Annotated in this window: 8 protein-coding genes and 1 rRNA gene; 2 read left to right on the top strand and 7 right to left on the bottom strand. The window is 38.0% G+C overall.

Features of this window, described 5'->3' with window-relative positions; all coding sequences use genetic code 11:
* Position 1: 1 nt before the first annotated feature.
* Both malQ and WMO18_RS01975 read left to right on the top strand, forming a co-directional pair.
* Positions 2 to 1,495 (top strand): 4-alpha-glucanotransferase, encoded by a 1,494-nt coding sequence (malQ, locus tag WMO18_RS01980; protein ID WP_211147277.1) that lies wholly within the window; start codon positions 2 to 4, stop codon positions 1,493 to 1,495.
* A gap of 3 nt (positions 1,496 to 1,498) precedes the next feature.
* Positions 1,499 to 3,856, top strand: a complete 2,358-nt coding sequence (locus WMO18_RS01975; protein ID WP_367286262.1) for a glycogen/starch/alpha-glucan phosphorylase — start codon at positions 1,499 to 1,501, stop codon at positions 3,854 to 3,856.
* Positions 3,857 to 4,029: 173 nt separating this feature from the next.
* Here the strand turns inward: WMO18_RS01975 and WMO18_RS01970 are convergent, their stop codons facing one another.
* From WMO18_RS01970 to WMO18_RS01940, 7 genes are all read right to left on the bottom strand, one after another.
* Positions 4,030 to 4,542, bottom strand: a complete 513-nt coding sequence (locus WMO18_RS01970) for a hypothetical protein (RefSeq protein ID WP_211147275.1) — start codon at positions 4,540 to 4,542, stop codon at positions 4,030 to 4,032.
* A gap of 63 nt (positions 4,543 to 4,605) precedes the next feature.
* Entirely contained in the window at positions 4,606 to 5,514 is a 909-nt protein-coding gene (locus WMO18_RS01965; RefSeq protein WP_367286261.1) for an NAD-dependent epimerase/dehydratase family protein, read from the bottom strand.
* A 147-nt stretch (positions 5,515 to 5,661) separates the two neighbouring features.
* On the bottom strand, positions 5,662 to 8,385 hold the full coding sequence (locus tag WMO18_RS01960) for a nitrilase-related carbon-nitrogen hydrolase (RefSeq protein ID WP_211147274.1): 2,724 nt from the start codon (positions 8,383 to 8,385) through the stop codon (positions 5,662 to 5,664).
* A 306-nt stretch (positions 8,386 to 8,691) separates the two neighbouring features.
* A complete protein-coding gene (locus tag WMO18_RS01955) occupies positions 8,692 to 9,261 on the bottom strand; it encodes a hypothetical protein (protein WP_329978597.1) in 570 nt (189 codons plus the stop codon).
* Between the two features lie 42 nt (positions 9,262 to 9,303).
* Positions 9,304 to 9,648: a hypothetical protein gene (locus WMO18_RS01950; RefSeq protein ID WP_329978595.1), complete on the bottom strand. Its 345-nt coding sequence runs from the start codon at positions 9,646 to 9,648 to the stop codon at positions 9,304 to 9,306.
* 1 nt (position 9,649) lies between these two features.
* Positions 9,650 to 10,015 carry a hypothetical protein gene (locus tag WMO18_RS01945; RefSeq protein ID WP_329978593.1) on the bottom strand — a complete coding sequence of 122 codons (366 nt, stop codon included), beginning with the start codon at positions 10,013 to 10,015 and terminating at the stop codon, positions 9,650 to 9,652.
* Positions 10,016 to 10,260: 245 nt separating this feature from the next.
* A 23S ribosomal RNA gene (locus WMO18_RS01940) occupies positions 10,261 to 12,771 on the bottom strand; the annotation flags it as partial.

The following is a 12,771-nucleotide window of genomic DNA, read 5'->3' as shown; positions in this document are numbered from 1 at the left end:
TATGGCAAGAGAAGCCGGCATTTTAATGCCTATTACTAGTTTACCTTCTCCTTACGGTATTGGTACACTAGGTAAAGAAGCTCGTGAGTTTGCAGACTTTTTGAAGAAAGCAGGTCAGAAGATCTGGCAGATTCTTCCTGTTGGTCCTACAAGCTACGGCGACTCACCTTATCAGTCTTTTTCAACTTTTGCAGGTAATCCATATATGATCGACCTTGATACTCTCAAGGAAGAAGGTTTACTTACTCAAGAAGATATTGACAAGGGTTACTGGGGCGACTCAGAATTTGAAATCGACTATGCTACTATTTATTGGTACAGATTTGATGTACTAAGAGTTGCATTTGAGAATTTCAAGAAGAATTGCGACAGAAAGCCTTTTACTACTTTCAAGAGAAAGAACAGCAAGTGGCTAAAGAACTATGCCCTTTATATGGCTGTTAAGAAAAACTTTGATATGAAAGCCTGGACAGAATGGCCAGACGAAGAAATCAAGCTTCGTGAGCCTGAGGCTATTAAAAAATACGAAAGAAAGTTCAAGGATGAAATTGACTTCTGGAGTTTTCTACAGTACAAGTTCTATGAACAGTGGGAAGCATTCAGGAAGTATGTAAATGACCTTGGCATCAAGATTCTTGGTGATATGCCAATCTATGTTGCTATGGACTCAGCAGATACTTGGGCAAATCCTGAAATTTTCTGGTTTGACGAAAACAATCAACCTGTAAGAGTAGCTGGATGTCCACCAGACTATTTCTCTGCAACAGGTCAGCTATGGGGCAATCCATTGTACGACTGGGATTATCTAAAAGAAACAGATTATGAATGGTGGTTCAATCGTATTGCTGCTGCATCAAAGCTCTTTGATATTCTAAGAATCGACCACTTTAGAGCTTTTGATACTTATTATGCCATTCCTTATCCGGCCGAAAATGCTATCGGTGGTGACTGGTATGACGGTCCCGGCATTGAATTCTTCAATATGATGAAAGAAAAGTTGGGTGACCTACCAATCGTTGCTGAAGATTTAGGCGACCTTTTTGACAGTGTAAAGGAACTTCTAAAAGAAACCGGTTACCCTGGAATGAAGGTATTGGAGTTTGCTTTTGATAGTGGTGAGGCTAATGATTACTTACCACACAACTACACAGAAAACTGTGTTGTATATTCTGGTACACACGACAACGATACCCTTATGGGTTGGGCAGCAAAAGCTAAGCCTGAAGATGTTGCTTTTGCTAGACAATACTGTAAGATGCCTGAATGGGAAACATTTAACTGGGGTATCATCAGAACAGCATACGAAAGTGTTGCTAACACAGCTATTATCCAGATGCAGGATATTCTTGGTCTTGGTACAGAGGCAAGAATGAATGTTCCATCAACACTTGGTGGTAACTGGGTTTGGAGAATTGACGGCAGTGTGCTAACAGATGAACTAGCAGACCAGCTAAAGGAAATGGTAATCAACAGTTCAAGACTGGAGGAAAATTAAAAAATGAGCATTATTGAAAATCTTGAATTAACAGCAAAAAACGACTACTGTAAGACTCTTAAGGAACTTACACCGGCAGAACTTCACCTTTGCCTAGGTAAAGCAATGATGGGTGAAATTGCTGATACTTGGGAAAAGTGTCAGAAGAAGGAAGCTTCTAAGAGAAGAGCATACTACTTCTCAGCTGAATTCCTAATGGGTAGAATGATGTACAACAATCTATACTGCATGGGTATTCTTGACACAACTAAGAAGCTACTAAAGTCTAAAGGTATTGACATCAATGTATTTGAAGATATTGATGATGCAGCTCTTGGTAACGGTGGTCTAGGTAGACTAGCAGCTTGTTTCCTAGATTCAGCAGCTACTCAGGAAGTTCCACTAGACGGTTATGGTATCCGTTATAAGTACGGTCTATTTAAGCAGTTAATCGAAGACGGTTATCAGGTAGAAATTGCTGATAACTGGCAGAGATTTGAAGATCCATGGTGCATCCGTAGAGAAGAAGATGCAGTTGAAGTTAAGTTCCAGGATCAGACAGTTAAGGCTGTACCTTATGATATGGCTGTTATTGGCTATGGTGCAAAGAGCATTAACACTCTTCGTCTATGGCAGGCAGAAGCAGTTGACGAATTCGACTTCCTAGCATTTAACGCATCACACTATGATGAAGCTGTAAAGGCTAAGAACGATGCAGAAAACATTTCTTCTGTTCTATATCCAAACGATGGTACTCACGAAGGTAAGCTACTTCGTCTAAAACAGCAGTATTTCTTCTGTTCAGCTTCCCTACAGGATATTATTAAGAGATATAAGGCTAAGTACGGCAATGACTTCAGCAAGTTCTCAAGTCATGCAGCTATTCAGCTAAACGATACTCATCCTGTTATTTCTATTCCTGAACTAATCAGACTTCTAGGTCTAGAAGGTATTGGTTTTGAAGAAGCTATTGATATTGCACAGAAGACATTTGCTTATACAAACCACACAGTTCTTGGCGAAGCACTTGAAAAGTGGGACAAGAACCTAATTAGAGAAATTCTACCTGAAATTCTTACAATTATCGAAAGAATTGCTATTCACGAATACAACGATATGCACGCTAAGGGTGTTAGCGATGAACAGTTTGCTAAGAAAATGGCTATCATTGACGGCGACCTAGTTCATATGGCTAGACTAGCTTGTTATGTTGGTTCTTATGTAAATGGTGTTGCTTGGATTCATACAGAAATCCTAAAGGACGATGTTCTAAAGGAATGGTATGAACTATATCCTGAAAGATTCCAGAACAAGACTAACGGTATCACACAGAGAAGATGGTTAGGTCTATGTAACCCAGAACTATCTGACTTCATCACAGAAAGAGTTGGCGATGGTTGGTTAAAGGATCTATCAGTTCTTAAGGGTCTGGAAAAGAACATTGACGCTAAGACTGTTCGTGCATTTAACACAATTAAGAAGAAAAAGAAGACTCAGCTTGCTAACTACATCAAGGATACTGAAGGTGTTGAAATCGACCCATCATTCATCTTTGACATTCAGGTTAAGAGACTTCACGAATATAAAAGACAGCTACTAAACGCATTCTCAATTGTTATGATTTATAACAAGCTAAAGAAGGGCGAACTAAAGGATTGGCAGCCAACAGCATTTATCTTTGGTGCTAAGGCAGCTCCTGGTTATGCCAGAGCTAAGGCTATCATTAAGTACATCAACGAAGTTGCTAAACTAGTTAACAACGACCCTGATACTAAGGATAAGCTAAAGGTTCACTTTGTACAGAACTACAATGTTTCTTATGCAGAAAAGATTGTTGTTGCTGCTGATTTCTCAGAACAGATTTCTACAGCAGGTACAGAAGCATCAGGTACAGGTAACATGAAGTTTATGCTAAACGGTGCAGTTACACTTGGTACTTATGACGGTGCTAATGTTGAAATCGCTCAGCAGGCAGGTATCGAAAATGAATACATCTTCGGTGCTAGAGTTGAAGAAATTGACGAACTAAAGGCTAACAAGACTTACAACCCAAGAGAAGTATATGATAACAACCCAGAAATCAAGGCAGTTCTTGATACTTTGGTTGACGGTACATTCTCTGACGGTGGTGCAGTTGGCGAAGGTTCATTTGCTGAACTATACACAGCTATCCTAAATGGTACTGCTTGGCATGACCCAGACCATTACTTCCTACTACTTGATCTTCAGGATTATGTTGATACTAAGATTAAGGGCAACAAGGATTATCAGGATAGAACAGCATTTGGTAAGAAGTGCTTAATCAACATTGCTAATGCAGGTATGTTCTCATCTGACAGAACAATCCTAGAATATGCTAAGGATCTATGGCACGTAAAGTAATTTAAAATTACTTTTCCACTATAAATAAATTATCCCTACTCGAAAGAGTAGGGATTTTGTTTTATGTTATTATACAAATTTTATAAAACTTTCTTATATGCTAACCTTTATGGTTAGCTTTTTCTTTTGTTTTCACATAAAAAGGCACCTACAAAACTGTAAGTGCCTAAAGTTTATTTTAAAAGACTATTAAATTCTTTAACAGTTACATCAGCATAACCACTGACTTCTGTATTCTCATTCTTTGCAAATTCTTTGCCAAGCATATAAACCTTGTTATCAATAATATAAACAAAGAAGTAGTTGTTAGCAAAGTTTTTATTAACTAATTCAACTTCATAAATCTTGTCAGCATCAGATGCCTTAAAGGTCTTTTCCTTTCCTCCACCTGACTTAGTAATAACATTGCTTGTATGTAACATACTGTTGATTACATTAATTTTAGACTTTTCTTTCCACTTAATAGAAACCAGCTTTTTACCTTGTTTCTCACCTGTACCGTCATATACATTAGCTGCAACACTATTTGTATCAGCTGATGATGCAGTTGTTGTCACAGTAGTTGATTGTGTGGTACTTTGGGCTGTAGTAGTTGTTGTACTTGAACCTGTGTCTGTACTATTGCCACAACCTGTCACACCAATCATCATTGTTGCAAGTAGTGCAATAACAATTAATCTCTTCATATTATACATTCCTTTTTAATTTTTTTCTTATTATATCATAGATTTATGAATTTTGTGTGATATTTAAATATCTTTTAATTCATTTTCAATAAAAGATATGTAATCTTTTCTATTTACATCATTTCTATGATTTTTGTACCATTCATAAGATTCTTTTAATCCTTGATACAATGACTTTGTTGTTGGCATTAGCTCTTTCTGCTTTGATACATCTAAACAATAACTATAATTATGAAAAGGAAAATAATCCCTTTGATTGTAGCCTTTATCTACATATTTTTTCTCCAATTCAGAACCAACAACTTTATAACAAGTTTCTACAAATGTATTAATTGTGTCAATTTTTTCGTTACCGACATTAAAAATTCTATCGTCAGGCTTTTTGTCTATTAAGATTTCGATAAACCTACATAAATCTTCAACATCAAAAAATTGCAATTTCATATCGCCATTATTAGGAATATAAAAAGGTTTATTCATCTCAGCACAATCAAATACAAAAGCCTCTCTATACAAATTTTGCATTTTTCCATACAAATAAGGAGGTCTTATTATATAAGCATTTGGAACTTTACTAAGCAATACTTGTTCAGCTTCTATTTTATTACTTCCATAATCTCCCCATATTGAATTATCCCCTACAAGTTGTTCCTCTTTAAAAGGCTGTGGTAAGGTTTCAGGATAAACTGCACTGGAACTAATGAAGACTATATCTTTTATAGTGGACAAAGATGACAACAATTCCTTCATATCATCACCTGTATAAGTATTAACTGCTATCACTAAATCAAAGTCATATTGTTTCAAAGAATCACCGATATTGTTCCTATCTCCAACAATTAACTTTGCTTTTTCCGGTTGTTTGTGTGTATTTCTATTGTACACATAAACATCATCGCCTTTTGCAATAAAATATGTAGCAAGATATTTACTTACAAAGATTGTTCCACCCATAATCAATATTTTTTTCATATATACCTCTTTTCAAAAAACAAAAATATACATCCTGTTGTTTCATTCTAACATAACTATTACTTTATTGCAACAAAATTGACCCTGCATAAGCAAGGTCAATCTGTATGAGTATTTTAATATTAGGAGAAAGCAGTATTATCAATATTATTTAACAACAACTTTGCACTTTAGTACAATGCCATTAGTGTTTACTGTAATGAAAGCAATACCCTTTTTCTTTGCAGTTACTTTACCGTTAGCACTTACAGTAGCTACCTTAGTATTGCTTGACTTAAATTTAGCAGTACCGATTTTGCCTGTAATTTTAAGTGTAAAGGACTTTTTAGCTTTTAGAGTAATTACCTTCTTATTAAGTGTAGGTTTTCTTACAGTGAATTTAACAGCACTTGAAACACCATTGTTAGTTACTGTAACAGTTGCAGTACCTTTCTTCAGTGCAGTTACCTTACCTGTTGAAGATACCTTTACAACCTTACTGTCACTTGACTTATAAGTTGTTGTACCTTTACCGTTACTAACATTAGCTTTAATCTGATAATTACCCTTTACATATACTTTAGCAGATTTATTAACAGTAACGGTTGTAGGAAGTTCCTTATAGCTTGCTACACAATATGTACCACCTGATGTTGTAAATGATAGTTTACCGTCACTATATGTTGTATCAACCTTAGTTAACTTACCATCAACTACTGAATATACTTCTGATGTGCTATCACCTACTACAGATGCAGTAACATTTGATAGTTTCTTATAAATTGAGTCACCATAGAAAGGTGTTGTTAATCCTGTTTCAACATTATATACTTTACTCTCAAGTGAATAACCTGACTTTTCAAGTGTAGAGGCATCTACTATTTCAGTTGACACACTTACAATTGCTGAGTCAGTTGCAGTGATTTCGCTGACATCCTTAGTACCGGCTAATACACCGTACATTGTTGAATAAATGCTTGGGTTAAATCCTGCAATACTAAAGCCAATGCTATATTTTTTAGATGCAGTATTGATTCTGCCAATGCTCATTCCAACATTTTCAGGGTCATATTTTGATGAACCGGCAACATAGTCAACATAACTACTGTTCTTTGCACTTCTTAGAGGAGCAATTACACAACTACCACCGGGGAATGTAGAATGTGCATTACCATCATTATCATACTGAGTACCACATAGGTCAGCAGATACAACAACAAGTTTATCTCTATCAACAATACTTTCAAGTCTTCTGCTATAGTACCAACTCCATCTTGATGCACCACCACGAGAAGTTGCAGTTGGATTCACAATAAACTTACAACCCTTAGCACCATAGTATCTTTCAAGTTCAGGATAGGAATAAGTATCTTTACAAATACTTAAACCAATTCCACCATAAGGAGTTTCAATAATTACCGGATTAGTACCACTCTTACACCATGCACCTTCTACCGGTTGAATCTTTCTATATGTTGTTACTGTACCGTCAGGACTACAACAGAATGCTGAGTTATATGCTTGATCAAGTTCATCAGGATTTTCAGATGCCGGAATTTTTTCTGATGCACCGAAGATTACATACATATCATATTTCTTTGCATATTCAGAAAGTGTCTTAGCATAGTAGCCTTTCTTTGTAATAGCCTTGTCAACTGCAAGTCTATATGTAGCACTTTCAGGGTCATATGCTGAACAGTAGCCTTGTAGCGCCATTTCAGGGAATACAATAATGTCTGCATCACTCTTACTAGCAGTTACAATATAGTTTTCCATCTGTTCTAGGTTTTTATCTAAATCACCCCATACTGCTTGGAAATTAACTGTTGCAATTGTAGGGTCACTTACTGTACCGGAAGAAACTTTATCTTCCTTAGTGTCATCAGCTAAATCTTTATACCATTCTGCATATAGGTTAGGTTGGAAGATTGAACTGTTTACATCACCACCACGAGCTGATGATAAAGTAATTTCTCCTGTATACATTCCCGGTTCTTGAACTGATGCACCACCGGCATAATCCTTTGAATATTTACCTGAGTCACTAGTACCACCCGGACCAATTACAACACTACCACCTGGGAAGTTATATAGCAACTCACCATTTTCATCATATTCTTTACCTGCTAAATCAGCACTTGCAATATACATTCCATCTCTATCAACAATGGACTCAAGTCTGTTTTCATAATACCATTGCCAATTAGTTGTATTTAATGAGCCATCCTTTTCATCATAGCTGCCTCTTGATGTAGCAGTTGGATTTAGAAGGACTCTACAACCCTGAGCATCGTAATATCTTTCAAGCTCAGGAACTGCATATGTATCGTAACAAATACTAACACCAACCTTACCCTCAGCAGTATTTAAAATTGTTGGAGTAGAACCGGCTTTGCACCATATACCCTCAACAGGATGCATCTTCTGATACGTTGTTACTGTACCATCAGGTGAACAAGCAAATACTGAGTTGTAAGCATGTTTGCTATCATTAGGAACAACCTCTGTTGCACCATAAGCAATCCACATGTCATATTCATCAGCTAACTTTGCAATCTTTGTAGCTGTTGGGCCATCTACAGTTTCGGCAGTTTTAACTGCCATTTTACTTTGTGCATCATCAAGGTCATATGAATAACAATAACCACTGACACACATTTCAGGGAAAACTAAAAATTCAACATTGTCTTCCTTTGCCTTTTCAATGTAGTCAACCATTTTTGCTACATTGGCGTTAACATCGCCCCATTTTGAGTCAAAGTTAACTACAGAAATTTTTAACTTTCCATCACCATTAGTTACTTCAGCTGAAACATTAATAACAGCCACACTGCAAACCATCAAAACAGTTAGCAGTACTGAAACACATTTCTTGAGAAATTTACTTTCCACTTTTACTCCCTCTTTCTATCTGAACAAGATTTCTGACACATTCAGATAAGTAAAAAAGAGGTTATGCATATAGCATAACCCCATTGTCAGCAACAATATTCAAGAAAACAGAAAAGGCATCACACTTCAATGTGTGACGCCTTTGTCATTTCAGTTTCTTGATTTGTCCCTATTATATTCGTGTATTTTGGAAATGTCAACTAAAAAATTGTATTTTAGAGACATTTACATAATAGAAAAACAATGTGAAAAATTTATTAGTGGAAATAAATAAATGTAGTTTAATTATAATATTTTACAATTAAATCACTCAACAACCTGCTCAGAAACCTCAGAATTAATTTCAAGTCCCCAACCATAGTACCATTTACCGTCAATAGAAATATAGTATTCATCAGTTGGAACTAACTCAGAATCATCAAGTCTCTTATCAGAATAATTAGTGTATTTGTAAGAAACATTAGCTAGAACTACTTTCTCAATATTAACATCAACATCGTAATAGTCCTTTATTTCTTTAATGCACTTCTTAGCATATTTGTCAGTCATATCTTTAATTGAATTAATCTTATACTCAGTATCACAAGTATAAAAGCCTTTGATAGCTTCCTTTAGGCCTGCATTGCCACCATATTCACCCTTAATAAAGTAATCAGGATACATAGCAGCTCTCTCATTAAATGACTTTGTCTTGTATGCCTTTACAATTGTTTGAATTGCACTGTCAATATCGTTATAATACTTATTGCTTTTTATTGAGTCAACAGTAGTAGTTACTGTTGTTGAAGTTTTTGAACTTGAATTACTTTCTGTTCCACAGCCAACGAAAGTAAAGATTGTAACAATAACAAGTGAAATTATAATCAGTCTTTTCATAAATAACATCCTTTAGTTTTTGTTATATTATATCATAAATTCTTAAATGATAAAATAAAATATAAAAATAAATGTTAAAAAATTATAGTAATAATAAAGAAGTATATATATGTTAGCTGTTCTAATAACATATTTTTCCTTTGGATATGTCTTATCCAGATATTTAAAAATATCTTCTATACATTCGATTGCACTCTTCTGCGTATCATTCAACTTTTCATAGTCTAAAGGCAATCCTTCTTGCTTTAAAATCTTTTTTTGTCTTGCTGTTAAAGAATATTTGTAACTTTCTGTCTTATTATTAAGAATTAAATTTGGAATACTGCAACCACCAAAAACAACTGACATTACGAACAATAAACATAATATAAATACTTTTCTCTTCATATTAATGACCACCCACTCCACCTAATTTACAATGATTAATAAAATACTCGATAAATTCAGCAAAAAGAGGTATATTGTATTTATTTAAGTGGTAAATATCAGAAGCACTCCATATATATTCACCATCACTAAAAGAATTATTAACAATATCCATAACAGCCTTACCGGTAACTTTATCAATTATTCGGGCAGAGGTAATCCACTTAGGTTTGAAAGAAGTTAAGTAAACAAGAATATCGTCCTTTATGTCAAGTGGTGTACCAACATAAATGTTATGTTTTTTATATATTCGCTTTAACCATACTTGATACAATTTAGCACCCATAACACAACAATCCTCATACAAATAATGTAATTTTATCATCATATATATCACTTTCACAATACATTAGCACAATAGCAATTCCAGATAATGTTATAATATCATAATTTAACTTACAATGCAAAATATATCACAAAATAAAATTTCAAAACATAACAAAAAAGGCACACTAAGTAGTGTGCCATAATTTATTCAGTAGTGGTTGCTTGGCAACCTATTTAAAAGGGGTTACACCCTGAAAACTGAATAAAGAATTTCTAGCTTTTACTAGCTGACCAAAAAAGACTCTTGTGGTCAAGCCCTCGACCTATTAGTACTGCCAAGCTGAACATGTCACCATGCTTACACACGCAGCCTATCAACCTCGTAGTCTACAAGGGGTCTTACTCATATTCTGATGGGATATCTAATCTTGGAGTCGGCTTCACGCTTAGATGCTTTCAGCGTTTATCCGTTCCGTACATAGCTGCCCAGCTGTGCCACTGGCGTGACAACTGGTGCACCAGAGGTACGTCCATCCCGGTCCTCTCGTACTAAGGACAGAGCTCCTCAAATATCCTGCGCCCACGACAGATAGGGACCGAACTGTCTCGCGACGTTCTGAACCCAGCTCGCGTACCACTTTAATCGGCGAACAGCCGAACCCTTGGGACCGAATACAGCCCCAGGATGTGATGAGCCGACATCGAGGTGCCAAACCTCCCCGTCGATGTGGACTCTTGGGGGAGATCAGCCTGTTATCCCCAGGGTAGCTTTTATCCGTTGAGCGACGGCATTTCCATTCACATACCGCCGGATCACTAACTCCAACTTTCGTTACTGCTCGGGCCGTCACCCTCGCAGTTAGGCTGGCTTACGCGTTTACACTCTAATGCACGGTTTCCGTCCGTGCTGAGCCAACCTTTGAGCGCCTCCGTTACTCTTTCGGAGGCGACCGCCCCAGTCAAACTGCCCACCTGACAATGTCCCCTGACCAGTTTCATGGCCACAGGTTAGAATTCCAGCAATCTAAGTGTGGTATCCCAACATCGACTCCATTATGGCTGGCGCCATAACTTCCCAGTCTCCCACATATCCTGTACATAAATTACCGAAACCCAATATCAAGCTACAGTAAAGCTCCATGGGGTCTTTCCGTCTTGTCGCAGGTAACCGGCATCTTCACCGGTACTACAATTTCGCCGGGCGGGTAGTTGAGACAGTGCCCAGATCGTTACACCATTCGTGCGGGTCGGAACTTACCCGACAAGGAATTTCGCTACCTTAGGACCGTTATAGTTACGGCCGCCGTTTACTGGGGCTTCAATTCGGAGCTCTCACTCCTCCTCTTAACCTTCCAGCACCGGGCAGGTGTCAGCCCCTATACTTCATCTTTCGATTTGGCAGAGACCTGTGTTTTTGCTAAACAGTCGCCTGGGCCTATTCACTGCGGCTCTCTCTCGAGAGCACTCCTTTTCCCGAAGTTACGGAGTCAATTTGCCGAGTTCCTTAACTACCCTTCTCCCGCTGGCCTTAGAATTCTCTTCCTGTCCACCTGTGTCGGTTTGCGGTACGGGCACCAACATTACATACACAAAACTTTTCTCGCCTCCATCCAAGCTTGCTTCCCTACTAAATTTCGGTCCCTTACGCCCGGGATTACCAGCACCCGGGTCAAGCCCTTCTAAAGTGTCATTTTGTTTAAGTTGTCAGTGGTTACGGAATATCAACCGTATGTGCATCGACTACGCCTTTCGGCCTCGCCTTAGCTCCCGACTTACTTGGAGCGGACGAACCTTCCTCCAAAAACCTTAGACTTTCGGCCATTAAGATTCTCACTTAATTCTCGCTACTCATTCCGGCATTCTCACTCATGTAAAGTCCACCACCGCTTTCGCTATGACTTCACCCCTTACATGACGCTCTCCTACCATACCTTACGGTATCCCAAGCTTCGGTTTATAGTTTAGCCCCGTTAAATTTTCGGCGCGGGATCACTCGACCAGTGAGCTATTACGCACTCTTTTAATGAGTGGCTGCTTCTAAGCCAACATCCTGGTTGTCTATGCAATCCCACATCCTTCTCCACTTAACTATAATTTGGGACCTTAGCTGTGGGTCTGGGCTGTTTCCCTTTTGACGATGAAACTTATCTCCCACCGTCTGACTCCTGAAAAACGATTATCTGGCATTCTGAGTTTGATAAGGTTCAGTAACCTTTCGGCCCCTAGCCAATTCAGTGCTTTACCTCCAGTAATCTATTTCAAGGCTAGCCCTAAAGCTATTTCGGAGAGAACCAGCTATCTCCGGGTTCGATTGGAATTTCTCCGCTACCCACAACTCATCCGCTACCATTTCAACGGGAGTCGGTTCGGCCCTCCATGAAGTTTTACCTTCACTTCAGCCTGGCCATGGGTAGGTCACCCGGTTTCGGGTCGTATACATCTAACTTGTCGCCCTATTCAGACTTGCTTTCGCTTTGGCTTCACACCTTAAGTGCTTAACCTTGCTAGATACATACACTCGCCGGACCATTCTACAAAAGGTACCCGATCGTCCTTTGATGGACTTTCGGTGCTTGTAAACACAAGGTTTCAGGTTCTCTTTCACTCCCCTCCCGGGGTGCTTTTCACCTTTCCTTCACAGTACTTCTTCTCTATCGGTCACTAGGTAGTATTTAGGCTTGGAGGATGGTCCCCCCGTATTCCCACCGGGTTTCACGTGTCCGGCGGTACTCTGGATACAACTGACTGACTCTTCCTTTCGCTTACAGGACTCTCACCTTCTTCGGTTAGCTTTCCCACACTATTCAGCTAGAAATT

The sequence above is a fragment of the Ruminococcoides intestinihominis genome, from assembly GCF_040096285.1.
Lineage (GTDB): Bacteria > Bacillota > Clostridia > Oscillospirales > Acutalibacteraceae > Ruminococcoides > Ruminococcoides intestinihominis.
This window is presented reverse-complemented; position numbering and strand designations above follow the sequence as displayed.